This window comes from Zoogloea sp. (genome assembly GCF_041914405.1).
Classification (GTDB): domain Bacteria; phylum Pseudomonadota; class Gammaproteobacteria; order Burkholderiales; family Rhodocyclaceae; genus Zoogloea.
This window is the reverse complement of the sequence record NZ_JAYSDK010000030.1, coordinates 48,973-71,396: the sequence shown is the minus strand read 5'-3', so window position 1 is coordinate 71,396 and position 22,424 is coordinate 48,973. Positions and strand designations below refer to the sequence as shown.

Annotated in this window: 21 protein-coding genes and 1 riboswitch; of the genes, 10 read left to right on the top strand and 11 right to left on the bottom strand. The window is 66.6% G+C overall.

Annotated elements, in window-relative coordinates:
- Window positions 1–830: F0F1 ATP synthase subunit beta (atpD, locus tag ACE3RX_RS17220; RefSeq protein WP_374486208.1), on the top strand; the 830-nt coding region annotated here is incomplete at its 5' end.
- Window positions 831–891: 61 nt separating this feature from the next.
- Window positions 892–1,317, top strand: a complete 426-nt coding sequence (locus tag ACE3RX_RS17215) for a F0F1 ATP synthase subunit epsilon (protein WP_374486207.1) — start codon at window positions 892–894, stop codon at window positions 1,315–1,317.
- Window positions 1,318–1,415: 98 nt separating this feature from the next.
- On the opposite strand, the gene ACE3RX_RS17210 is transcribed toward ACE3RX_RS17215, so the two are convergent.
- From ACE3RX_RS17210 to ACE3RX_RS17200, 3 genes are all read right to left on the bottom strand, one after another.
- The gene (locus tag ACE3RX_RS17210; protein ID WP_374486206.1) at window positions 1,416–2,006 is read right to left on the bottom strand and encodes an SCP2 domain-containing protein; all 591 of its coding nucleotides are present in this window, start codon (window positions 2,004–2,006) and stop codon (window positions 1,416–1,418) included.
- 102 nt (window positions 2,007–2,108) lie between these two features.
- A complete protein-coding gene (gene ubiE / locus ACE3RX_RS17205; protein ID WP_374486205.1) occupies window positions 2,109–2,846 on the bottom strand; it encodes a bifunctional demethylmenaquinone methyltransferase/2-methoxy-6-polyprenyl-1,4-benzoquinol methylase UbiE in 738 nt (245 codons plus the stop codon).
- Between the two features lie 56 nt (window positions 2,847–2,902).
- Window positions 2,903–3,328 carry a gamma-butyrobetaine hydroxylase-like domain-containing protein gene (locus ACE3RX_RS17200; protein ID WP_374486204.1) on the bottom strand — a complete coding sequence of 142 codons (426 nt, stop codon included), beginning with the start codon at window positions 3,326–3,328 and terminating at the stop codon, window positions 2,903–2,905.
- Window positions 3,329–3,493: 165 nt separating this feature from the next.
- On the opposite strand from ACE3RX_RS17200, the gene phoB reads away from it, so the two are divergent.
- Window positions 3,494–4,204 carry a phosphate regulon transcriptional regulator PhoB gene (gene phoB / locus ACE3RX_RS17195; protein WP_374486203.1) on the top strand — a complete coding sequence of 237 codons (711 nt, stop codon included), beginning with the start codon at window positions 3,494–3,496 and terminating at the stop codon, window positions 4,202–4,204.
- Between the two features lie 3 nt (window positions 4,205–4,207).
- On the top strand, window positions 4,208–5,551 hold the full coding sequence (gene phoR / locus ACE3RX_RS17190; protein ID WP_374486202.1) for a phosphate regulon sensor histidine kinase PhoR: 1,344 nt from the start codon (window positions 4,208–4,210) through the stop codon (window positions 5,549–5,551).
- A 9-nt stretch (window positions 5,552–5,560) separates the two neighbouring features.
- On the opposite strand, the gene ACE3RX_RS17185 is transcribed toward phoR, so the two are convergent.
- The 3 genes from ACE3RX_RS17185 to ACE3RX_RS17175 form a co-directional block, all read right to left on the bottom strand.
- Window positions 5,561–7,180, bottom strand: a complete 1,620-nt coding sequence (locus ACE3RX_RS17185; protein WP_374486201.1) for a hypothetical protein — start codon at window positions 7,178–7,180, stop codon at window positions 5,561–5,563.
- A 16-nt stretch (window positions 7,181–7,196) separates the two neighbouring features.
- Window positions 7,197–7,583 (bottom strand): HIT family protein, encoded by a 387-nt coding sequence (locus ACE3RX_RS17180; RefSeq protein WP_374486200.1) that lies wholly within the window; start codon window positions 7,581–7,583, stop codon window positions 7,197–7,199.
- Between the two features lie 181 nt (window positions 7,584–7,764).
- Window positions 7,765–8,583 (bottom strand): class II glutamine amidotransferase, encoded by an 819-nt coding sequence (locus ACE3RX_RS17175; RefSeq protein WP_374486199.1) that lies wholly within the window; start codon window positions 8,581–8,583, stop codon window positions 7,765–7,767.
- A gap of 141 nt (window positions 8,584–8,724) precedes the next feature.
- On the opposite strand from ACE3RX_RS17175, the gene ACE3RX_RS17170 reads away from it, so the two are divergent.
- The 3 genes from ACE3RX_RS17170 (at window position 8,725) to ACE3RX_RS17160 (ending at window position 14,206) form a co-directional block, all read left to right on the top strand.
- Window positions 8,725–9,537: an NAD-dependent deacylase gene (locus ACE3RX_RS17170; protein WP_374486198.1), complete on the top strand. Its 813-nt coding sequence runs from the start codon at window positions 8,725–8,727 to the stop codon at window positions 9,535–9,537.
- A 62-nt stretch (window positions 9,538–9,599) separates the two neighbouring features.
- Window positions 9,600–12,953, top strand: a complete 3,354-nt coding sequence (locus ACE3RX_RS17165) for an SNF2-related protein (RefSeq protein ID WP_374486197.1) — start codon at window positions 9,600–9,602, stop codon at window positions 12,951–12,953.
- A gap of 113 nt (window positions 12,954–13,066) precedes the next feature.
- Window positions 13,067–14,206 (top strand): glycerophosphodiester phosphodiesterase, encoded by a 1,140-nt coding sequence (locus ACE3RX_RS17160; protein ID WP_374486196.1) that lies wholly within the window; start codon window positions 13,067–13,069, stop codon window positions 14,204–14,206.
- Between the two features lie 48 nt (window positions 14,207–14,254).
- On the opposite strand, the gene ACE3RX_RS17155 is transcribed toward ACE3RX_RS17160, so the two are convergent.
- The 5 genes from ACE3RX_RS17155 to ACE3RX_RS17135 form a co-directional block, all read right to left on the bottom strand.
- Window positions 14,255–15,208, bottom strand: a complete 954-nt coding sequence (locus tag ACE3RX_RS17155; RefSeq protein WP_374486195.1) for a D-2-hydroxyacid dehydrogenase — start codon at window positions 15,206–15,208, stop codon at window positions 14,255–14,257.
- An 88-nt stretch (window positions 15,209–15,296) separates the two neighbouring features.
- Window positions 15,297–15,920, bottom strand: a complete 624-nt coding sequence (cobO, locus tag ACE3RX_RS17150) for a cob(I)yrinic acid a,c-diamide adenosyltransferase (protein ID WP_374486194.1) — start codon at window positions 15,918–15,920, stop codon at window positions 15,297–15,299.
- A gap of 127 nt (window positions 15,921–16,047) precedes the next feature.
- A complete protein-coding gene (locus ACE3RX_RS17145) occupies window positions 16,048–16,830 on the bottom strand; it encodes an ABC transporter ATP-binding protein (protein ID WP_374486193.1) in 783 nt (260 codons plus the stop codon).
- Entirely contained in the window at window positions 16,827–17,810 is a 984-nt protein-coding gene (locus ACE3RX_RS17140) for a FecCD family ABC transporter permease (RefSeq protein ID WP_374486210.1), read from the bottom strand. The genes ACE3RX_RS17145 and ACE3RX_RS17140 overlap by 4 nt, the downstream gene beginning before the upstream one ends.
- Window positions 17,811–17,871: 61 nt before the next feature.
- Window positions 17,872–19,686 (bottom strand): TonB-dependent receptor domain-containing protein, encoded by a 1,815-nt coding sequence (locus tag ACE3RX_RS17135; protein ID WP_374486192.1) that lies wholly within the window; start codon window positions 19,684–19,686, stop codon window positions 17,872–17,874.
- A gap of 131 nt (window positions 19,687–19,817) precedes the next feature.
- A riboswitch (cobalamin riboswitch) is annotated at window positions 19,818–20,065 on the bottom strand.
- Window positions 20,066–20,167: 102 nt separating this feature from the next.
- Here ACE3RX_RS17135 and cobU point away from each other — a divergent pair.
- The 3 genes from cobU to cobT all read left to right on the top strand — a co-directional run bounded on the left by cobU (window position 20,168) and on the right by cobT (window position 22,286).
- Entirely contained in the window at window positions 20,168–20,716 is a 549-nt protein-coding gene (cobU, locus tag ACE3RX_RS17130) for a bifunctional adenosylcobinamide kinase/adenosylcobinamide-phosphate guanylyltransferase (protein ID WP_374486191.1), read from the top strand.
- A 109-nt stretch (window positions 20,717–20,825) separates the two neighbouring features.
- Window positions 20,826–21,131 carry a protease inhibitor I42 family protein gene (locus tag ACE3RX_RS17125; RefSeq protein ID WP_374486190.1) on the top strand — a complete coding sequence of 102 codons (306 nt, stop codon included), beginning with the start codon at window positions 20,826–20,828 and terminating at the stop codon, window positions 21,129–21,131.
- A gap of 108 nt (window positions 21,132–21,239) precedes the next feature.
- The gene (gene cobT, locus ACE3RX_RS17120) at window positions 21,240–22,286 is read left to right on the top strand and encodes a nicotinate-nucleotide--dimethylbenzimidazole phosphoribosyltransferase (RefSeq protein ID WP_374486189.1); all 1,047 of its coding nucleotides are present in this window, start codon (window positions 21,240–21,242) and stop codon (window positions 22,284–22,286) included.
- The last annotated feature ends 138 nt before the right edge of the window (window positions 22,287–22,424 follow it).

Below are 22,424 nucleotides of genomic sequence, written 5' to 3'. Positions count from 1 at the left end.
GTGAAGGGAACGACTTCTACCACGAAATGAAGGACTCCAACGTTCTCGACAAGGTTGCGATGGTGTTCGGTCAGATGAACGAACCCCCGGGCAACCGTCTGCGCGTTGCGCTGACCGGCCTGACCATGGCCGAGCGTTTCCGTGACGAAGGCCGTGACATCCTGTTCTTCGTGGATAACATCTACCGCTACACCCTGGCCGGTACCGAAGTGTCCGCGCTGCTGGGTCGTATGCCTTCCGCGGTGGGTTACCAGCCGACGCTGGCCGAAGAAATGGGCCGTCTGCAGGAGCGTATTACCTCCACCAAGGTGGGCTCGATCACCTCCATCCAGGCCGTGTATGTGCCCGCGGATGACTTGACCGATCCGTCCCCGGCGACCACCTTCCTCCACCTCGACTCGACCGTCGTGCTGTCCCGTGACATCGCCGCGCTGGGTATCTACCCCGCCGTTGATCCGCTGGACTCCACCTCCCGTCAGCTCGACCCGCTGGTGGTTGGCGAAGAGCACTACAACACCGCTCGCGGCGTTCAGCAGACCCTTCAGCGTTACAAGGAACTGCGCGACATCATCGCGATTCTGGGTATGGACGAACTGGCTCCGGAAGACAAGCTGCTTGTCGCCCGCGCCCGTAAGATCCAGCGTTTCCTGTCCCAGCCGTTCTTCGTGGCGGAAGTGTTTACCGGTTCCCCCGGCAAGTACGTCCCCCTGAAGGAGACGATCAAGGGCTTCAAGACGATTCTCAGCGGTGAAGTGGATCACCTGCCCGAGCAGGCCTTCTACATGGTCGGCCCGATCGAAGAAGTCTTCGAAAAAGCGAAGACCCTCTGATCAATGCGACCATCGCCCGGCGGCTCTCTAACGAGGTCGCCGGTTTGAGGAGGAAATAGCTATGGCAATGACCATTCACGTCGATATCGTCAGCGCGGAAGAGCAGATCTTCTCCGGTCTGGCCGAATTCGTTGCTCTCCCCGGCGAAGCCGGTGAGCTCGGCATTCTGCCCGGTCACATGCCGCTGATGACCCGGATCAAGCCGGGCGCCGTGCGCGTCAAGGTCCAGAACCAGCCTGAAGAGGAACTGGTTTTTGTGGCCGGCGGCCTGCTGGAAGTTCAGCCCAACCTGGTGACGGTTCTGGCGGATACCGCCATCCGTGGCAAGGATCTGGACGAGGCCAAGGCGCTGGAAGCCAAGCGCCTGGCGGAAGAAGCCTTGCAGAACCAGGGTTCCGCCCTGGAGTACGCTAAGGCCCAGTCCGAACTGGCGTCGGCTCTGGCCCAGATCGCGGCAATCAGCAAGCTGAAGAAGCGCGGCCACTGATCGAGACGATCGGTTGCAAAGAAAAGGGCAGTCCGTGAGGGCTGCCCTTTTTCTTTTCCGGCTTGACCTTAAAGATCAGATCCGCCGGCCAAGCGGTGTCAGTGGGCTGTCTTGGATAGGGTCGTCTCAAGTCGGCTCAGCCGTTTTTCCAGGCGTGCCAGATCGTCGCGCAGGGCTGCATTGGCGCCGGCCAGTTCTTCCAGCGCCTGGTGTTTGACCAGTACCGGGCGCTCCTCACTGTAGTATTCGACGAGATTTTCGACGGCGTTGCGGGCGGCCTGGCGCTGCCAGCCGATGATGTGTTGGGCTGTCATCACCGCGCGGTGTGCCGCGATGTCGCCGATCAGTCTGGCCAGGGTCTCCTCGCCGTCCCAGCGGAGTTGCCGAAAGACAAAGCCGAGGGTATCGGCGAAGTCGGCATTGCCACTGATGCGGATGTCGGCCATCAAGGCGTCGGTGCCTCCCGCGAGCGCCTTAGGCAGGGAATATAAGGGCAGTTCAAGGGTGACGTCGGGCGCAGGGGCTGCGCTCTCGTTGAAATAGCCGTCGCCATCCACGCCGAGGGAGAGCTCCAGCGGGCTTAGGCGAAGGGCCGCGACCCGCCCGGCGAAGGGAGCCAGACGTTCCCGTGCCCAGGGGGCATCGGCAAGCAGATGGTTGAGGCCGGTAATGGCGGATGAGGCAAGCATCTCCACTCCTAGAGGAATTGCGGGGGCCCGTGGCCCCCGCGCGCTATGCAAGGCTGGTGCGCAAGCTTCAGTAAGCCTGTGCAGGAAGAGCCGTCATCGGTTTCAGAGCTTGTAACCCCGATGCAGCGCAACCACGCCGGCGGTCATGTTGAAGTACTCCACGCGGGCCAGTCCGGCGCCTTCCATCAGGGTCTTGAGGGATTCCTGGTCCGGGTGCATGCGGATGCTCTCGGCCAGGTAGCGGTAGCTGTCCGCATCCTTGGCGACCTTTTCGCCCATCAGTGGAAGCAGTTTGAAGGAATAGAAGTCGTAGGCCGGGGCGAGGGGCTTCCAGACCTTGGAGAACTCCAGAACGAGCAGGCGGCCGCCGGGCTTCAGCACGCGGCGCATTTCGGCGATGGCCTGATCCTTGTGGGTCATGTTGCGCAGGCCGAAGGCCACCGTCACCACGTCGAAATAGTCGTCGGGGAAGGGCAGCTTCTCCGCGTCGCATTGGGCGACCGGCAGCAGGAAGCCCTTATCCACGACGCGGTCGCGGCCACGGGACAGCATTGCGTGATTGATGTCGGTGAGCCACACCTGGCCAGTCGGGCCGACTTTCTTGGCAAAAGCCAGCGACAGGTCGGCGGTGCCGCCAGCCACGTCGAGCACCCGGTCGCCCTTGCGGACGCCGGCGATCTGCACAGTGAAAGCCTTCCACAAGCGGTGCAGTCCAAAGGACATCAGGTCGTTCATCACGTCGTAGCTGCTGGCGACGGAGGAGAAAACGCCGCGGACCTTGCTGGCCTTTTCGGATTCGGCCACTTTCTGGAAGCCGAAATGGGTGGTCTTGTCGTTCATGATCTGGAAATGGGAGCGAAGCGTTGGATCGCCGGCGTCCAGCCGGCGATCAGGATTCAGTGGTGATGGCCACAGCCGCCGGTCTTCGGGGCGGGCGGCGGGAGGTCGGCAGGGTCTCGACTGCCGCCTTCAGTGGAGAGGCGGAGCAGGTAGGATTCCCATAGCTCGTCGCGTCTTTCACCGAGGTCATAGAGGTAGTCCCACGAATACAACCCGCTGTCGTGGCCGTCGGAGAATACCGGGCGGATCGCGTAGTTGCCGACCGGCTCGATGCGCGTGATGTCAACGTCGCGTTTGCCGAGCTGCAGGACTTCCTGGCCAACGCCATGACCACGTACCTCGGCAGAGGGGGAGAATACGCGTAGGAACTCGTAGGTGAATTCGAAACGCTTGCCGTCGTCGAAGGCTATCTCCATCCGGCGGGAAACCTGGTGCAGCTTGATTTCGGTGGGGATGGGGTCGTCCTTGTGCAGGCCAGCCATGCAGGGCTCCGTGTATCGATGGGCAATGTGCGAATGATACTCGAAGGCGGGCCCGGCTCCCCTTGAAGGCAGTCATTGCATGGTGATCGCGGGGTGTGACATGTCATGAAAAGTTCAAGTTGCTGAAATACACTGCCTGCGTCCAGAGATTCCACCGAGGTATCCATGCCTGCCACCATCCTGCTCGTCGAAGACGAGCCCGCCATTCAGGAACTGATCGCCGCTAATCTGATGCGCGCCGGCCACCATGTTGTCAGGGCCTCGGATGCGGAAACAGCCCAGCGTATCGTGCGTGATGCGCTGCCCGACCTGATCCTGCTCGACTGGATGCTGCCGGGCATGTCGGGGGTCGAATTCGCCCGCCGGCTGCGCGGCGAGGAGCGTACCCGCGGCATTCCGCTGATCATGCTGACAGCCCGCGGCGAGGAGCAGGACAAGGTGCTTGGCCTTGAATCGGGCGCCGATGACTACATCACCAAGCCCTTTTCGCCGCGTGAGCTGGTGGCCCGCATCAAGGCGGTGCTGCGCCGCCGGGCTCCGGAGACCACCGAGGATCCGGTCGAATTGGGCGGGCTGCGCCTCGACCCGGCGACGCACCGCTTGGCAGCGGGCGCCAGCCCGATTACCCTTGGCCCGACCGAATTCCGTCTACTACATTTTCTGATGACCCATCCGGAACGCGTCCATTCGCGTGCCCAACTGCTCGATCAGGTGTGGGGTGATCACGTCTTCGTCGAAGAGCGCACTGTCGACGTGCACATCCGCCGCTTGCGCTGTGCGCTCGAGCCCACCGGCCACGATGCCCTGGTGCAGACCGTGCGCGGCAGCGGCTACCGCTTCTCGACCCAGCAGGAGACGCCGGCGGTGGTGCGCTGATTCGTGGGAGCTCCTCTGGAAGAAGTCACGGAAATCCGGCCGATCAGCTATATCCGTGTCGCGGTTTTCACGGTCCTGACCGTCATCGTGCTGCTGGCGATCGGCATCGGGGTGTTCTTCGGCCTGGTGCCGGCACTTGTCACCTTTGCGGTGGCGCTGCTGCTGGTTGGGCTGTACCACATCAACAATCTTTTCAAGCTGGTCCGCTGGCTGCGCACGCCGGTGGATGAGGCAGCGCCGCTGCCGCGCGCCTTCGGTTTGTGGGATTACGTTTTTGCCGACGTGAACCGGAGGGCACGCACCGCGAGCAGCCAGCAGGAACGGCTGTCCGCCGCGCTGGAACGCTTCCGCGAGGCCAGTCAGGCGATGCCAAACGGCCTCCTGTTCCTGTCGATGAGTAACACCATCGAATGGGTCAACCGCCTAGGCGAGCAGCACTTCGGTTTGGATCGCGCCCGCGACCAGGGCGCGCCGGTGACCAACATCGTCCGCCAGCCGGATTTCGTGCGCTATCTGCAGGAAGGCCATTACGAGGAACCCCTGGTCTTCACCGCCGGCCGCCCGATCGGGCGCACCCTGATGGTCCACGTCGTGCCCTTCAGCGACGATATGCGTCTGCTAATGTCGGAGGACATTACCCAGGGCGAGCGCCTGGAGGCGATGCGCCGTGATTTCGTCGCCAATGTGTCCCACGAGATGCGCACCCCGTTGACCGTGGTCAGCGGCTTCCTGGAGACCGTCATCGACGGCCTCGACGAGCTGGAGAAGGACGACATCCGCCACTATCTCGGTCTGGCATCCGAGCAGGCCAGCCGGATGCAGCGCCTGATCCAGGATTTACTGACGCTGTCTGCGCTGGAAACCGGCGCGCCCATCCTTCACGAGGAACCGGTGGAGGTGGCCAGCCTGCTGAAGGAAATCCAGCAGGAGGCCCAGGTGGTCTCCAGCGGCCGTCACACGATAAGCCTCGACTGCTCGACCCGGGCCCGCTTGCTCGGCAACAGCAAGGAGCTTTACAGCGCGTTTGTGAACCTGGCCATCAATGCGGTGCGCTACACCCCGGCCGGCGGTCACATCCGTCTCAGCTGGCGGCAGCGGGGATCAGTGGTGGAATACATGGTCGAAGACGACGGCATCGGGATCGCTCCGGAACACATTCCGCGCCTTACTGAACGCTTTTATCGGGTCGACCGGGGCCGCTCCCGGGAAACCGGAGGTACCGGCCTTGGCCTGGCCATCGTCAAGCATGTGCTGAGCCGCCACCAAGGCGATCTGATGATCGACAGCGAGCCGGGGCGGGGCAGTCGCTTCACTGCCTGTTTCCCGGTCCGGCGTCTGGTGGAATAAGGCCGTCCTTCAGTCCTGCACGTATTCGTAGATGGCCTGGTCGAAGTTGGTACCGCGTGCGACCAGCGTGGTCAGGCGGATCTGCCGGGCCGACCCGGTGTGCAGCTCGAGCACCCGCTCGGCCTGGAACCAACCGCCCGGCAGCACGATCGTCGCCGGGGAATGCATCGCTGCGATCTCCGGCAGCATGAAGGCCTGTGCATAAGGTTCCGTGGGGCTGACGTTGATGCCGGTGCAGCGTACCGCGCAAGTGGTCGGCAGGCCTGCCAGCAGGTGAATGCCGGTCAGCAGCGTGCCATCCGGTTCATACATCAGCCAGCTCACCTGGCCGAGCAGGTAGTGGGTGCCATCGCTGGGCTTGATGCCGACCAGCTGGTGATGCTCGATGCGTTGCACCGGATGCTTGCGCTGTAGCCGGAAGCCCGACACCGAATGATCGACGGTTTCCCAGGTGTCGATGTTGTAGCCGTTCCGGATGGCTTCGGTTTCGGCATCCAGCAGTGGCGGCGCAACGCTCTCCTCGGCGCGGGCACCGAAGGTGATGACGCTGATGTCGTAGCGGCTGCCCATCAACTGACGGCGGTTGGGCGGTTCGAAGGGCTGTCCGGAAATCAGCAGCCCGATGCCGTCCCAGTCTGTGCAGATCTTGTTTTCCCCCTTCTTGCTGCGGCGGGGGAAGCGCCGTCCGGCGGCCGACATGCCCCACGGACGGTACAGGGACACCAGCAGCCGTGCGCAGGCGGGTTGGGAGCAGTCGTCACCGAGGCCGAGGGAGGCCGGGCTGGTGCCCTGCTTGAACTCTGCCAGCATGGCCTTGATCTGCGCCGCGAGGCGCTGCCCGTCGAAGCGGCGCATGCCCGGCCTCGAGCCAATCAGGGCAATCGGGCGCAAGCCGTGGTCTTCGCTGGGATCCAGGCCATAGGCGCGGACGTCGTCCTGTTCCCAGCTGGTCTGCAGGATGCAGTAGGGCGCGAAGCGCTGCGCCCAGCGGCAGATCCAGTTGAGTTCGCGCTGGTTGCGGCCGTAGGGGTTGGTCAGGTCAATGAGCAGCAGCGCGATATAAGCCTCGTCCGGGCTCTGGGCCTTCCAGGTGTTGTTGAGGGGATCGATGACCCGGCTATGGGTCGCACCGGCCCGGTCGGCTTCGAGGTAGGCGTCGTGGACCGCTTTCCAGGCCCCAGGCGGCTCCGCACGGTGGGCGCGGAAATGTTCGATGATGATCTGCCCGAGGTACTGGATGCGGCGCTGGGCCAGCAGGGGCAACTGGGCCCGGAACTCTTCCGAGCTGCTGGAATGGCCTTCCGCCAGGCGTGCGTAGGCGGTACTCAGCGCGGTCCATAGACGGACCACCTGGCGCAGCGTGGCATCCTCCGCGCTGTCGGGGGGAAGCGGATGGGCCGCGTAGCGGGACGACATCTCGTACTGGACGAAGGTGATCGTTTGACGCGACGCCTCCAGGACCTCGAGCTGTTCCTCCGGTCCCAGCGGGCTTGCCAGCAGCCCCTCGAGCATGCGTACCAGCGTGGCGTGGCTCTCGCTCGCGTTCAGCGTATGAAGATTCCTGAGCAGCTTGCGGTATTGCTCGACGCTGCGCAGGTCGGTGTAGGTGGTCTGCTGGCTGTCCGTCATGGCTGCGGTCCCCGCTTCAGCCCGAAAGTTGTTCGGCAATCGCGTTGCGGATGGCCAAGGCCAGCCGCGCGTCGTCCATTTCACGGAACGTGCCGCTGCTGCTGCGCTGGGTCTGGCCCCAGATCGGCTCGGGGAAATGGCGATCGTCCACCTCCCGCGGGATCAGGTGCCAGTGCAGGTGGGGCACCACGTTGCCGAAGCTGGCCAGGTTGATCTTGGCGGGCTGGAAGCACTCGCGCAGAGCCACTTCCACTGCCATCAGAATATTGAAGCAGTGACGCTGGTCGGAGGGCGCCAGGTCGCTCATCTCGGCGACGTGCTCGTTCCAGATCAGCCGGCAGTAGCCGGGATAATCGCGGTCATTCACGCGGATCACACGGCAACTGGCATCCTGCCAGAGCACGTTTTCCGGTTCCGGGAAGCACAGGGGGCAGTCTTTCGGCGAACTTGTCGGCATGGAGATGAAAAGCGGTGCTCAGGTTGTGGTGGACGATTCTAGCCCGCCTGGATAGCCGTATGGAATTGGCGGGAAGTCCGGACGTCCTGCATGCAAAAGCAATGTCCGGGCATTCTGACATTAATCCTCAGCACGCAGCAGCCTCCGGACGGATGAAGGCGCGGGTAGCCGCAGGGCCGGCATTCACCGGCGCGCCGTCGACGAACAGCAGCAGGGTGCCCGGTGCGATGGGCTGCCAGTCCTCGTTATCGGTCAGCGGTGTGGTGGCCACCACGGCGACCCGGTCATCGGCCGAGGTCAGCTCGCTGAAATCCACTGTGATGTCCTGGTCCTTCAGGTGGGCGCGGGCGAATGGGGCCTGGCGCACGATGTAGGTGAGCCGCGATGCGCAGTGGGCGAACAGGCAGGTGCCGTTGGACAGCAGGAAATTGAACTCTCCATGGCTGCCGATCTCTGCGGCAATGCCGCGCACCACCGCGAAAAGCTCTTCCCGCGAGGGTTCGCCGTCAGGAAACTGGCGGCGCAGGGCTTCCATCAGATAGCAGAAGGCCCGTTCGGAATCGGTCTGCCCTACCGGCTGGAAGTAGCCGCGCAGTTCGGGATCGAAGCCGTTGAGGTTGCCGTTGTGGGCGAATACCCAGTAGCGCCCCCACAGCTCGCGCTGGAAGGGATGGGTGTTTTCCAGCGTCACCACGCCCTGGGTGGCCTTGCGGATGTGGGCGATGACGTTGAGGGAGTGGATCGGATAGTTACGCACCAGTTCGGCCACCGGCGATCTGCTGCTGGCCTGCGGATCGAGGAAGACGCGCACCCCGCGGCCCTCGAAGAAGGCGATGCCCCAGCCGTCGCCGTGCACATCTGTCAGCCCGCCGCGGGCCTGGAAGCCGGCGAAGGAGAAGCAGATGTCGGTGGGCGTGTTGCAATTCATTCCAAGCAGCTGGCACATGGTCGTTTTGGTCCTCCTCGATGCACCCCGATTCGCCGATCGTTCGGGTCCTCATGCAGTATGGCATTTGCCTTTCGGCGGTCTGCACCGCAACATGGCGTCCGGCGGGCTGTTCCCGCCGTCCAGTGTCAGGGAATCAGCATGACAGACCATACCCTAGCTGACTACGCCGCCCAAATCGAGGCCGCAGGTCGCCTTTTCTCTACCGCACGGCGCATTCTGTTCATCACCGGAGCCGGTTTGTCGGCCGATTCCGGCCTGCCGACTTATCGCGGCGTCGGCGGCCTCTACGAAGATGCCCACACCGACATCGGCCTGCCGATCGAACAGGCCCTGTCCGGCGAGATGTTCGCGCGGCGGCCGGATATCACCTGGCGTTTCCTGTCGCAGATCGAGGCGAGCTGCCGTGGGGCCCACCCGAATGCCGGTCATTACGCCATTGCCCGGCTCGAGGCGCTGCGCAGTGGTGTGACGGTGCTGACCCAGAATGTGGACGGTTTTCACCTGGAGGCGGGTTCCCGCGACGTCATCGAGATGCACGGCACGCTGCGGCGCCTGCGCTGCGTGGATTGCGGCCGCAGCCGCCACGTGGACAACTATGCCGGCCTGACGATTCCACCCGAATGTCCCTATTGCGGTGGCATCCTGCGTCCCGACGTGGTGCTGTTCGGCGAGAATCTGCCCGACCAAGCGGTGCACCGTTTCGAGACCGTGCTCGCCGCCGGGCCGGAGCTGATCGTCTCGGTCGGTACCGGCAGCGCCTTTCCCTACATCGCCGGGCCCATGGTGTGGGCTATCGAGAACGGTATTCCAACCATCGAGATCAACCCGGGCCGTACCCCGCTGAGCGAACGAGTGGATTTCCGCCTGCGCCTGCGCGCTGCCGACGCCTTGCCGGCGCTGCTCGATGCCGCGGGCTTTTCCCTCGACTCCGGGCGCGATGCCCGCGGCTGAGGCTTCGCGGAGGCGGCGAGAGCGCCTAAAATTCCGCCTTTCGCCCGCCAGAAACTGCCGGCATGGATCTCGCACGTCTTCTCGCCCAGCTCGACGACACCCTCCTCAGTGAATTATTCACCGCCAATGCGCTGACCCGTGCCCGTGGCTACATTGGGCGCGTGCGCAACATTGAGGCGGCCGGCAACCAGCTGCAGGCCCTGGTGCAGGGCTCCGAGCCGGTGCCCTATCGGGTCAGCGTGCGCATCGAGCGGCGCGAGTTCTTCGGCGAGAGCTCCATCGAATTGAACACCCGCTGCACCTGCCCGGTGGGCAGCCGCTGCAAGCACGCCGCGGCGCTGATCCTCGCCGCCCGCCGGCCCGGCAAGCTGGTGGACAAGCCGCGCGCCGAGGTGCTGGCCTGGGTGCGTACCCTGCGCGAGCGAGTGGACAAGGTGGCCAAGGTGCGCAAGGCGGCCACGCCGCGGGACAGCATCTTCTACCTGTGCCGCATCATCCGCCAACTGGGCAACGACAGCCTGGAGTTCAGCCTGGTCAAGGCCCGCACCGGGGCCGATGGCGAGCTGACCGGTTCGGCCAGTGAATGGACCAATTACGAGCAGGCCTTGCTGCGTCCACCGGCCTTCGTACGGGACGAGGACCTGCACATCTTCCGCCTGCTCCGCGAGGCCAACCGTCTCGGCGGTGGCTATGGCTGGCCGCTGCTCGAAGGGGCGCCGGGCCTGGCCGTGCTGGAAGCAGCGGTGGCCACCGGGCGGGCCTACCTTGAGATGGACGGTCGTGGCCATGCCCAGCCGCTGCGCGGCGGCGCCTTGCGGCCGGCCACACTGGAATGGGTGCCCGGCGAAAACGGCGTCAAGGCCAGGGTGGCGGCCGACCCGGCGGCGACGCTGGTGTTGCGCACCGAGCCGCTGGCCTACCTCGACAGCAGCCGCGGCGAGGCGGGCCGCATCCAGGTGGATGACGCGCCGGTGATCGCCGAACTGCTGACCCTGCCGGCCCTGTCGGCGGTGGAGCTGCCGGTGGTGGCCAGCGCGCTGGCCGAGCTGGCGCCGGCGCTGCCGTCGCCGCAGGGTAGCCAGCGTGGCGAACTGCCGCTGGTGGATGCGGCATGCCGGCCAGTGCTGAGCTTGAGCAGCATCTACTGCTGGAGCTGGCGCCGGCATCGCGGCTACGAGGCCGATTTCAGCGGCAGCGAGTACGACGTGGCGAGCCCCGCCTTCGCCTATGGTGAAGCCCGCCTGGAGCCCGGCTCCACCCACGACGTGGCGACCCTGCAGGACGGTCGTGCTGTGCGCGTGAAGCGTGATCCGGCAGCCGAGCAGGCCGCCTGGCAGGCCTTCCAGACGGCCGGTTTCCTGCCCCTCAAGCGCGGCTGGCTGATCAGCCAGGGCATCCCCACCGAAGGTCTGTACGGGCTGGAAAGCGAAGCCCACTGGAGCCACTTCTTCTCCCTCGTTGCGCCGGCGCTGCGCGAGGCCGGCTGGCACATCGAGTGCCCGCGGGATTTCCGCCACCGCCTGCTGGTCGCCAGAGACTGGCACGTGGAGATCGAGGAGAGCGACGAGGGCTGGTTCGACGTGTCCCTCGGTGTCGAGGTGGAAGGCCGCCGCGTGGACCTGGCGCCGATGCTGCACGCCGTCTTCAAGCAGGATGCGCGCTGGCTCGACCCCAAGCTGATCGAGCGTATTCCCGACGACAGCCAGGTCATCGTCCAGCTCGACGACGGCGACCGGGTGGCGCTGGCCGCCGAGCGGGTCAAGCCGATCGCCCGCACGCTGGTGGACCTCTTCGACAATCCCTCCGGCAGCATCCGTGTGTCGCGCTTCGATGCGCCGCGCCTGGCCGACGTGCTCGGCGACGGCTGGCGGGCCCAGGGGCTGGAAAGCCTGGAGCGCTGGATCGAACGCATCCGAGGCGCCGGCAGCATCAAGCCGGTGGCCGCGCCGAAGGGCTTCGTCCTCGAGCTGCGCCCCTACCAGCTGGAAGGCCTGTCCTGGCTGCAGCATCTGCGCCGCCACGGCCTCGGCGGCATCCTGGCCGACGATATGGGCCTCGGCAAGACTGCCCAGACCCTGGCCCACCTGCTCGTCGAAAAGCGCGGCCGGCGCCTTGGCAAGCCGGCGCTGGTGGTGCTGCCGACCTCCCTGGTTTTCAATTGGCAGCGAGAGGCGGAGCGCTACGCGCCCGACCTCAAGGTGCTGAGCCTGCGCGGCAGCGGCCGCGCCGAGGCCTTTGCGAAGATCCCCGACGCGGACGTGTGCCTGACCACCTATCCGCTGCTGTGGCGCGACCGGGAGCAGCTCGCCGCCCATGAATACCACTCGCTGATCCTCGACGAAGCCCAGACGGTGAAGAACGCCGCCAGCCAGGCCGCCCAGGTGGTGCGCACGCTGCGTGCCGAGCACCGCCTGTGCCTCACCGGCACGCCGCTGGAAAACCATCTCGGCGAGCTGTGGAGCCAGTTCGACTTCCTGCTGCCGGGCTTCCTCGGCGACGTGAAGGACTTCACCGCCCGCTGGCGCACGCCGGTCGAGAAATACGGCGACACGGTGCGCCGCGACCTGCTGGCCAAGCGCATCGCGCCCTTCATCCTGCGCCGCCGCAAGGAGGATGTGGCCAAGGAGCTGCCGCCGAAGACCATCGTGGTGCGCAGCGTCGAGCTCGATGGCCGCCAGCGCGACCTCTACGAAACCGTGCGGGCGACGATGGACCAGCGCGTGCGCGACGAGATCGCCGCCCGCGGCTTCGCGCGTAGCCAGATCGTCATCCTCGACGCGCTGCTCAAGCTGCGCCAGGTGTGCTGCGACCCGCGTCTGCTGAAGACCGACGCCGCCGCCAAGGTGAAGGAGCGGGCCAAGCTGGACTTGCTGATGGACATGCTGCCGGAGTTGGTGGACGAGGGCCGCAAGGTGCTGCTGTTCTCCCAGTTCACCGGCATGCTGGCGCTGATCGCCGCCGAGCTGGATGCGCGGCGCATCCGCCACGTGGCGCTGACCGGCGACACCGTGGACCGGGAAACCCCGGTTCGCCAGTTCCAGGACGGCGACGTGCCGGTTTTCCTGATCAGCCTGAAGGCCGGCGGTGTCGGCCTCAACCTGACCGCCGCTGACACGGTGATCCACTACGATCCGTGGTGGAACCCGGCGGTGGAAAACCAGGCCACCGACCGCGCCCACCGTCTCGGCCAGACCAAGTCGGTGTTCGTCTACAAGCTGGTGGTGGCCGGCTCCATCGAGGAGAAGATCCTCGGCCTGCAGGAGAAAAAGGCCGAACTGGCCGCCGGCATCCTCGCCGAGGACCACGAGGGCAGCGTCAAGTTTGGTGAGGACGACATTCGCGCATTGCTGGCGCCGCTGCCCGAGGCGAAGGGCGACGCCGAACCGAAGAAACGCGCGCGGTCGAAGAAATCCTGAGTGAAGGGACGGCTAGACTGAGCATATCCACAGGGAATTCTTAAAGCGCTGGTCATGGCGATGTCACGGCGGGCCCACAAAGTGGCGCTTTTTATTCCGCCCGGATTCACGACATGTTCCGCAAGACCCGCATTGCTTCCATCCTTTCCCTGCTGACCGCAAGCCTTGCGCTGACCGCCTGTGGTGGCAGCGACGATAGCCCGGCCTGGCCGCCGACACCGACCGTCATCGCCCACCGGGGCGCTTCCGCGCTGCGCCCGGAACACACCCTGGCGGCCTACCAGAAAGCCATCGACGACGGCGCCGACATCATCGAGCCTGATCTGGTCATCACCAAGGACGGCGTGCTGGTGGATCGCCACGAGAACGCGCTGTGCATCCTGAACGCCGATGGTTCGGTGAAGGAGGCGACTACCAACGTCGCCGATCGTCCGGAGTTCGCCAGCCGCAAGACCACCAAGACTATCGATGGCACCGCCATCACCGGCTGGTTCGCGGAGGATTTCACCCTCGCCGAGCTGAAGACCCTGCGGGCGCGTGAACGCATCCCGACCGTCCGCCCGGCCAATACAGCCTACAACGACCAGTTCGAGGTGCCGACGCTGCAGGAGGTCATCGATCTGGCCAAGGCCCAGAGCAAGGCGACGGGACGCACCATCGGCATCGAGCCGGAAACCAAGCACCCGAGCTACTTCAAGTCCATCGGTATGCCCCTCGAGGCGCCCCTGCTCGCGGTGCTGGAGAAGAACGGCTGGAACAGCAAGGATGCGCCGGTATTCGTGCAGTCCTTCGAAGTGGCCAACCTGAAGGAGATCCGCCAGAAGAGCAGCGTGCGCTTGGTTCAGCTTCTGTCCAATAGCGGCCGTCCCTACGATTTCGTGCTGCAGGGCGCCGCCAACACCAAGACCTACGCGGACATGACGACCCCTGACGGCCTCCGCGAGATCGCCACCTACGCCAACGTGGTCGGCGCCCACAAAGATCTGGTCATTCCGGTCAAGGACGGCGCCCTCGGCACGCCGACCGCACTGGTGGCCAATGCCCACGCCCAGAACCTGGCCCTGCACATCTGGACGCTGCGGCCGGAAAACAACTTCCTGCCGGCCAGCCTGAAGGGCGCGCCGACTTCCGACCCCAGCGTGCGCGGCGACAGCATCACCGAGATCCAGACCTTCCTGAAGGCTGGCGTGGATGGCTTCTTCACCGACGACCCGGCGGTGGGCCGGGCGGCGGTGAATGGGCTGAAGAAGTAAGCCTGGGTGCTGCCGATCCTGGCCAGTGGTGGAGGGATCGGCGACTTGTCAGGTCAGGCGGTTGCGCGCCTCGCCGGCGGCGAAGGCCTCGATGTTGCCGGTCAGCTGGTCGGCCAGGGTCTGCATGGCTTCGCGGCTGGACCACGCGACGTGGGGCGTGAGGATGAAGTTGCCGGCGGCCAGCAGGTCGGGGGCCAGCAGCGGGTTGTCGGTGGGTGGCTCTTCGGTCAGCACGTCGAAGCCGGCGCCGCCGATGCGGCGGGTGCGCAGCGCGTCGGCCAGCGCGGCTTCGTCCACCAGGCCGCCGCGGGCGGTGTTGATCAGCAGCGCAGTGGGCTTCATCGCGGCCAGTTCGGCGGCGCCGATCAGGTGGCGCGTGGAATCGTTGAGCGGGCAGTGCAGGCTGATCACGTCGGCTTCGCGGATCAGCTGCTCGAAGGCCACGTAGCCCTCGCGCACGGCTGCGGCGCCCTTGTGCTCGCCGCGGATTACCCGCATGCCGAAGGCTTCGGCGAGGCGCGCGACGCCCTGGCCGAGGGTGCCGCTGCCGAGGAGGCCGAGGGTCTGCCCGGCCAGGTCGCGGATCGGGTAATCGAAATAGCAGAACTGCTCGCTCTTCTGCCAGCGGCCGGCGGCCACCGACTGGTGGTAGGGCGCCAGCTGGCGGGACAGGGCCAGCATCAGCGCCAGTACGTGCTCGGGCACCGTCTCGCGGGCGTAGCCGCGCACGTTGGAGACGACGATGCCGCGGGCCCGGCAGGCTTCCAGGTCCACGTTGTTGTAGCCGGTGGCGGCGATCGCCACCATCTGCAGGTCGGGCAGGCCGGCGATGATGTTGGCGCTGAGCTGGCGCTTGTTGATGATTGCGATGGTCGTGCCGGCCAGGCGTTCCGCCACCTCATGCTGGGCGGTGGCCTCGTACTCGGTCCACTCGTGGGCGAAGGCGGGGCGGCGGATGTCGGCGATCAGCGCGCCGGATTCCAGGTAGACGATGCGGTGCATGGCAGTCGGGGCGGCAAACGGAAATAAGGAATCAAGCTTACCGCGCCCGGCCCGGCTGGCAGAACCGGGGTTTACCGCAGCCGCTTGCTCAGAACTCCAGGCCAGCCTGGGCGGCGATGCCGGCCTTGAAGGCGTGCTTGACGACGCCCATGTCGGTGACCGTGTCGGCCGCCGCGATCAGTGCTTCCGGCGCGCCACGGCCGGTGACGATGACGTGCTGCATGGCCGGGCGGGCCTGCAGGTCGGCGATCACCTCGTTCACGTCCAGGTAGGCGTACTTGAGGACGATGTTGAGCTCATCGAGCACCACCAGGCCAATCTCCGGATCGCGCAGGAAGGCCCGCGCCTGTTCCCAGCCGGCCTTGGCGCTGGCGATGTCGGCGCTGCGGTCCTGGGTGTCCCAGGTGAAGCCGTCGCCCATCACGTGCCAGCTGACTTCTGGCTGGCGGCGGAAGAAGGCTTCCTCGCCGGTGTCCGAACGGCCCTTCACGAACTGCACCACGCCGGCCTTCAGGCCGTGGCCGAGCGCCCGGGCCAGCACGCCGAAGGCAGCGCTGGACTTGCCCTTGCCGTTGCCGGTGTTCACCAGCAGCACGCCACGCTGGTCGGTGGCGGCGGCGATGGCCGCGTCGACGACGGCCTTCTTGCGTTCCATGCGGGTCTTGTGGCGGGCGTCGCGTTCGGTGTCGGAGGAGGTGTTGTGGTCGGTCATGGTGGTGTGTGTGGATTCGTTGGGGGTTGGGTTCTTGTGGTTTTCTTGTGAATTTCCTGTGGATTACTTGTGGGGCAAATGAGTTTGCCTCACAGCCACAACGGGCACGGTGCAGGTCCGGGAGCTGTCAGGCCGGCACGAACAGTGTCGCGGTGCCGTCGGCGACGGCCCGTAGCGGATGTCCGAAGGCGGCCGACAGGCGTTCGGTGGTGAGCACCTCGGCGGCCGGGCCGAAGATGTGGCCGCCTTCGCCGTCGAGCAGCAGTACGTGGCTGGCGTAGCGGGCCGTCAGGTTGATGTCGTGGAGGACCATCGCCACGCCCGCACCGGTGGCGGCGAGGGCGCGGAAATGGTCAAGTACCGCGACCTCATGGTGCAGGTCAAGGTGCGCCAGCGGTTCGTCGAGCAGGTACAGGCGCGGCCGTTGCACCAGCAGGGTGGCGATGGCGAGGCGCTGGCGCTCGCCGCCGGACAGCGTCGGCACCTGGCGCTCGGCGAAGTCGCCCAGGCCCATGCTGGCCAGCGCGGCCAGCGCGATGGCTTCGTCTTCCGGCCCCTCCCAGTCCCAGCGGCCCAGGTAGGGATGGCGGCCGACGAGTGCCGTTTCGAGCACCGTTGCGCTGAAGAAATCGGGCTGGCTCTGGGCCAGCAGGCCGCGCAGGCAGGCTTCGTGGCCGCGCGGCCAGGCCGCATAGGGCTGGCCGGACAGCAGCACAGTGCCGGCAGCGGCATCGCGCAAGCCGGCCAGGGTGTGCAGAAGGGTGGTTTTACCGGCGCCGTTGCGGCCGAGGATCACCAGCGTGTCGCCTGGCTGCAGCGTGAAATTCAGCGCCCGGACCACGTCGCGGCGGCCCACCTGCACGGTGAGGTGCTCGGTGGCGAGGACCGGCGGGCGCACGTCCATCTTCATCGCGGATGCCTCGCCAGCAGGAACAGGAAGACCGGCACGCCGATCAACGCGGTGAGCACGCCGACCGGCAGCTGGATCGGCGCGACCACCGTGCGGGCGGCGGTGTCGGCGGCGCACAGCAGCACGCCACCGGCCAGCGTGGCGGCAGGCAGCAGCAGGCGCTGGTCGTTGCCGATGGACAGGCGCACCAGGTGCGGCACGATCAGGCCGACGAAGCCGACCGAGCCGACGGTGGTCACCGCGACCGCGGTGAGCAGCGCACCGAGGCCATAGACCAGCATGCGCAGGCGGCCGACCCGGACGCCGAGGGCGCGGGCGGTGATCTCGCCGCGGGCCAGCAGATTGAGTTCGCGGGCGAAGGGCAGGGCGGCCAGCAGGCCGACGGCCAGCAGGGCCAGCGCCGGCCAAGGCCGGCTGGCGCTGCTGGCGTCGCCCATCAGCCAGAACAGCATGCCCTTGACCCGGCCTTCGGGGGCCAGGCTCAGCATCAGCGCTACTGCCGCGCCACAGCCGGAGGCGACGATGACGCCGGTGAGCAGCAGGCGGGTCTGGGTCCACGAGCCGTCGCCATGAGCGAGGCCGAAGACCAGCAGGGTGGCGCCGAGGGCACCGATGAAGGCGCCGGCGTCGATCCAGCCGGCGGTGGCACCGGCCAGGATCGCCCCCAGCGCGCCGACCGCCGCGCCGCCGGAAATGCCCAGCACGTAGGGATCGGCCAGCGGGTTGCGAAGCAGCACCTGCATCAGTGCGCCGGCCAGGGCCAGCAGGCCGCCGCAGGCAAAGGCTGCGATGGCGCGGGGCAGGCGCAGCTGGCGGATGATGTCCGCCTCCATGCCGCCTTCACCACTGCCCAGCGCGGCCAGCATGTCCTGAACCGACACCGGCATGGCGCCGGCCGACAGGGACCAGGCGAAGGCCGCCAGCGCCGCCGCAATCAGGCCGGCGATGACCAGCCGGGCGCGCAGGCGCGTGCCGCGCATGCTGACCGGACGGTGTTGGGCGGTAATGTGCCCGTGGGCCATGGTCCCTCCGTGCATGGGCTTATTGCGGGGTGTAGCGTACGCCGAAGAAGACGTTGGCGCCGGCCGTCTTGAAGCCCAGGGCGGTTTCGTACTGCTTGTCGAGGATGTTGTTGGCGCGTGCCTCGACACCCAGCTCCTTGCTCAGCGCGTACTTGGCGAAGGCGTTCACCAGCCCGTAGCCGCCCATCGGCTTGGTCTCGCCGGTGCGGTCGTAGCGGCCACCGGCACCCTGCCATTCGGCGCCCACGGTGAGGGCGGCGAAACTGCGGCTGACCGCCAGGTTGCCGGTCTTGTTGGCGCGGCGCTGCAGGCGCTTGTCGGTGTCCAGGTCCTTTGGGTCGAGGAAGTCGATATTGGCGACGATGTCGAAGCCGGCGAGCTGGCCGCCGTAGCCCAGGCTGATGCCTTCCAGGCGGGCGCTGCCGACGTTCTGCGGGATGAAGTTCTGATCGTTGACGATCATGTTGGTGACGCGGTTGCGGAAGTAGGTGGCGCTGACGTTATGCCCGTGCTGTTCCCACAGCAGGCCGACTTCCTTGTTGTAGGCGCTCTCCGGCTTCAGGTTCACGTTGCCGTAGCCGGGGTAGTACAGCTCGTTGAAGGTCGGCGCGCGGAAGGCGTTGCCGATGCTGCCCTGTACGCGCAGCGTCGGCAGGATCTGGTAGCCGTAGCCTGCGTAGCCGGTGGTCTTGCCGCCGAACTGGCTGTTGTCGTCATGGCGGGCGTTGAGCTGAACCTTGTGCGGGCCGAAGCCGGCGGTCCACCCGAGCAGGGCCGAGTTGACCGAGCGGCTGACGTCGAAGGTGTCCTGGTTGACGGCCTTCTGATGCAGGTTCTCGTAGGCGGCGAGCAGGGTACCGACCGGCAGGCGGACGTCGTTCTGCCACATGAACTGCTGCTGGGTGGTCTTGATCGACGCGCCGTTGGGGGCGTAGGACGCGAAGTTCTTGGCGTCGTCGATCGACTGACCGAAGCGCACGGTGCTGGTCCAGGCGTCGCTGAGGCGGTTGCGGCTGTACAGGTTCCAGACGTTCTGCACGTCGTCGCTGAAGTTGTCGAAGCCGAGGCCAGAATCGTAGTGGTTGCGGCTTGTCGCGTAGAGGATGGAGGCGCCGACTTCATGGCCGTCTGCCAGGCGGTAGCTTGCCTTGGCTGACAGGTTGCTGTTGCGGTACGGATCCTTGTCCGGGTTGTAGTAGAACGGCTGCTTGGCCTTGCTGTAGATGGCGCTGTAGCCGTCGTTTTCGGCGTAGCCGCCGCGTACCGAGTAGGACAGCTTGTCGGTGCCGCCGGAGACGCCTGCCGAGGTTTCGCGGGTGCCGTAGCTGCCGGCGCCGACGAAGGCGTCCACCTTCGGCGCGCCCTCGCCCTTGCGGGTGAAGATCTGGATCACGCCGCCGATCGCGTCGGCGCCGTACAGTGCGGAGGCCGGGCCGCGGACGATCTCGATGCGCTCGATCTGGGACAGCGGGATGTCCTGCCAGGTCGCGGTGCCGAGGGTGGCGGAGCCGAGGCGCATGCCGTCCACGATCAGTAGGGTCTGGCGCGGGCTGGCGCCGCGGATGAAGATGTCGGTGGCCTTGCCGGGACCGCCGCTGGAGGACATCTGGATGCCGGGCTGGCGGGCCAGCAGCTCGGGCAGCGAGAAGGTCGAGCCGGCCCGTTCGATCTGCGCGCGCTCGATGACCGTCACGTCGGCCAGGGACTCGTCGGCACGCTGGGCCTGACGGGTGGCGGTGACGAGGACGGTGGATTGTTCGGCCGGGGCGGCAAGCGCGATGGCAGGGAAGGCGGAGGCGACCGCTAGGGCGGCGGTGGAAAGGCGGATGATCATCTGTCAGGTTCTCCCGGACCCGGTGGCGTCCCCGCCAACTCGGGTGGATTGCGTGTGGAAGCGCAGGGGAGGTACCGCAGAAGGCCGGACAGGATCACGGCCGCGCGCGTTGCCACCACCCCGTGGCACTTCCGCTGTTGTGTGATCAAGGCCGGTATCCGGGCTTGCAAGCCGAGCCGGTGCGGCACAATGCCGACCGGACAGGACGCATCGCCTTCCCAGGCCCGAAAGGCCCAGTGGCTATGTGATGCGTCTTGCGCTTGCTTACCGTTGCGGGGGCAGCACAGGCCTTGCGGCTTCCGAGGAAGCACGCGCACCTGTTTCCCGTTTAACTCCTGGCCTGGACGGCCGCTGGAGCACCTGGAGCACGCGTATCGCCGGGCCGACTCGGCCCTGTGGCGACAACGGCTGCGATAATAGCACCAAAATCAGTCACTTCCCGAATTCGGTTGACGTTAGCGTCAATATGCTGGAGCTGTTTATGTCATGTGAATTCATCCTCGGCGGCGCCCGTTCCGGCAAGAGCCGCCACGCCGAGCAGGCCGCTGCAGCGAGTGGCCTGGCGGTGCATGTGATCGCCACCGCCGAGGCGTTGGACGAGGAGATGCGCGTGCGTATCGCCCGCCACCAGGCCGACCGGCCCGCCGGCTGGGTCGTCGTCGAGGAGCCGCGGGCGCTGGCGGCAGCGCTGCAGGCGACCGCCTCAGCGGATCGCTGCGTGGTGGTCGATTGCCTGACCCTGTGGCTGGCCAACCTGCTCGACGGCGCCGAGAACCTCCCGCCGGCTGCTGGCGCCGAACTGCTGCCGGCCTTTGCCCGCGAGCGGGCGGCGCTGCTCGAGTTGATTCCGCAGTTGCCGGGAAAAGTGATTTTCGTTGCCAATGAGGTGGGCCTCGGCCTGGTGCCGGAAAGCCCGTTAGGCCGCCTGTTCCGCGACGAGGCCGGGCGTCTCAACCAGGCCGTGGCAGCCCTCTGCGAGCGGGTGACTTTCGTCGCCGCGGGCTTGCCGCTGGTTCTCAAGGGGGCCTGAAGGGGAGGGCGGTAATAGGTCACAGCGAGGCCATGTCCCGGGGCATAGCGGCCCTTGCGTGCTGCAGGGCACCATTGATCCCGATAAAAAACCGCAGGGAATCCACACCATGAGCACTCAACGCCTTGCCAGCAACGTCGGGCAGATCTGCCGCATCGCGCTGCCGTCCTATCCCGGCAGCGGCGCCACTTGGTACGTGGATGGTGGCAACGGTGCGGTGCGTGTCCGTCTTGAGGAAACGCCCGCTGCTGAAGCCCGTCGGGACGGCAGCCAGATCTTCTCGGTGATCGGCGAGGCGGCGGGCGACTATGAGCTGCGTTTCGTGCTAAAGCGCGCGTGGGAGCGCGAGGTGCGCAACAGCCGCCGGGTCGTCCTGCAGGTTCGTTCCATCGGTGGTCAAACCCGCGCCAACTAAGGCTTTCCGGCGGTCCGGCAGATGTCGCGGGGCGGTTGTTCCGGTGCGCCGGTGCTTGAACAATTGGTTTTCGCGTCCTAGCATCCGCGGCCTCGACACCGTCCGCAGATGCGTCCCATGACCTACGCCATCGCCCGCCCTGACCAAGCTCTCGCCCCCGCGCTGCAGCAGCGCATCGACACCAAGACCAAGCCCCTCGGTGCCCTCGGCCGCCTCGAGCCGCTGGCCCGCCAGATCGGCCTGATCCAGCAGACCCTCAGCCCCGAGCTGCGCCGGCCGCATATGCTGGTGTTTGCCGGTGACCATGGCGCGGCCAAGGCCGGCGTGTCCGCCTATCCCCAGGACGTGACTTGGCAGATGGTCGAGAATTTCCTCGCCGGCGGCGCCGCGATCAACGTCTTCGCACGCCAGATGGGCATGGGCCTGACGGTGGTGGATGCCGGCGTGGCCCACGACTTCGGCAACCGTCCCGGCCTGATCGACGCCAAGGTGGCGCCGGGCACCGCCAACTACCTGGAAGAGCCGGCGCTGACCGTCGCCCAGCGCGATGCGGCGCTGGCCCGTGGTCGCGAGCTGGCCCGCGGCCTGGCCGCTGACGGCTGCAACGTGGTCGGCTTTGGCGAGATGGGTATCGGCAACACCGCTGCCGCGTCCCTGCTGACCCACTGCCTGACCGGCGCCGAGCTGGACGTGGTGATCGGCCGTGGCACTGGCCTCGACGACGCGGGCATGGCCCGCAAGCGTGCGCTGCTGGCCAAGGCCGTGGCCCGTGGTGGGCGCCGCGGCGACCCGCTGGAGGCGCTGACCGAATACGGCGGCCTCGAAATCGCGATGATGGCCGGTGCGATGCTGGGCGCCGCCGAAGCCGGCATGCTGCTGCTGATCGACGGCTTCATCGTTACCAGCGCGCTGCTGGTGGCTTACGAGATCGCCCCGGCGATCATCGACTACTGCGTCTTCGCCCACCGCTCTGAAGAGCCCGGTCACGCCGTGCAGCTGGCCCACCTGGGCGCCGCGCCGCTGGTCCAGCTCGACCTGCGCCTCGGCGAAGGCACCGGCGCCGCGCTGGCCTTCCCGCTGGTGCAAGCGGCGGTCAATTTCCTCAACCAGATGGCCAGCTTTGAATCCGCCGGTGTCAGTGGCAAGGACGCGTGAGACCCACACAATTCCGTGATGATGCATGCCGTGGGGGGGGGTTTAAAAGCCCCCCGCCGGGGGGGCGGGGGGCCCCGGGGGCGGAAAAAGCCCCCCCCCCCTTGGCCAGATACCCCCCCCCCCAGTGGGGGAGATTGA

What these genes read in the sequence shown, in the direction of transcription:
- ACE3RX_RS17215 (WP_374486207.1), top strand. Translation starts at nt 892, where the DNA reads ATGGCAATGACCATTCACGTCGATATCGTCAGCGCGGAAGAGCAGATC.
- ACE3RX_RS17210 (WP_374486206.1), bottom strand. Translation starts at nt 2,006, where the DNA reads ATGCTTGCCTCATCCGCCATTACCGGCCTCAACCATCTGCTTGCCGAT.
- ubiE (WP_374486205.1), bottom strand. Translation starts at nt 2,846, where the DNA reads ATGAACGACAAGACCACCCATTTCGGCTTCCAGAAAGTGGCCGAATCC.
- ACE3RX_RS17200 (WP_374486204.1), bottom strand. Translation starts at nt 3,328, where the DNA reads ATGGCTGGCCTGCACAAGGACGACCCCATCCCCACCGAAATCAAGCTG.
- phoB (WP_374486203.1), top strand. Translation starts at nt 3,494, where the DNA reads ATGCCTGCCACCATCCTGCTCGTCGAAGACGAGCCCGCCATTCAGGAA.
- ACE3RX_RS17185 (WP_374486201.1), bottom strand. Translation starts at nt 7,180, where the DNA reads ATGACGGACAGCCAGCAGACCACCTACACCGACCTGCGCAGCGTCGAG.
- ACE3RX_RS17175 (WP_374486199.1), bottom strand. Translation starts at nt 8,583, where the DNA reads ATGTGCCAGCTGCTTGGAATGAATTGCAACACGCCCACCGACATCTGC.
- ACE3RX_RS17170 (WP_374486198.1), top strand. Translation starts at nt 8,725, where the DNA reads ATGACAGACCATACCCTAGCTGACTACGCCGCCCAAATCGAGGCCGCA.
- ACE3RX_RS17165 (WP_374486197.1), top strand. Translation starts at nt 9,600, where the DNA reads ATGGATCTCGCACGTCTTCTCGCCCAGCTCGACGACACCCTCCTCAGT.
- ACE3RX_RS17160 (WP_374486196.1), top strand. Translation starts at nt 13,067, where the DNA reads ATGTTCCGCAAGACCCGCATTGCTTCCATCCTTTCCCTGCTGACCGCA.
- ACE3RX_RS17155 (WP_374486195.1), bottom strand. Translation starts at nt 15,208, where the DNA reads ATGCACCGCATCGTCTACCTGGAATCCGGCGCGCTGATCGCCGACATC.
- cobO (WP_374486194.1), bottom strand. Translation starts at nt 15,920, where the DNA reads ATGACCGACCACAACACCTCCTCCGACACCGAACGCGACGCCCGCCAC.
- ACE3RX_RS17145 (WP_374486193.1), bottom strand. Translation starts at nt 16,830, where the DNA reads ATGAAGATGGACGTGCGCCCGCCGGTCCTCGCCACCGAGCACCTCACC.
- ACE3RX_RS17140 (WP_374486210.1), bottom strand. Translation starts at nt 17,810, where the DNA reads ATGCGCGGCACGCGCCTGCGCGCCCGGCTGGTCATCGCCGGCCTGATT.
- ACE3RX_RS17135 (WP_374486192.1), bottom strand. Translation starts at nt 19,686, where the DNA reads ATGATCATCCGCCTTTCCACCGCCGCCCTAGCGGTCGCCTCCGCCTTC.
- cobU (WP_374486191.1), top strand. Translation starts at nt 20,168, where the DNA reads ATGTCATGTGAATTCATCCTCGGCGGCGCCCGTTCCGGCAAGAGCCGC.
- ACE3RX_RS17125 (WP_374486190.1), top strand. Translation starts at nt 20,826, where the DNA reads ATGAGCACTCAACGCCTTGCCAGCAACGTCGGGCAGATCTGCCGCATC.
- cobT (WP_374486189.1), top strand. Translation starts at nt 21,240, where the DNA reads ATGCGTCCCATGACCTACGCCATCGCCCGCCCTGACCAAGCTCTCGCC.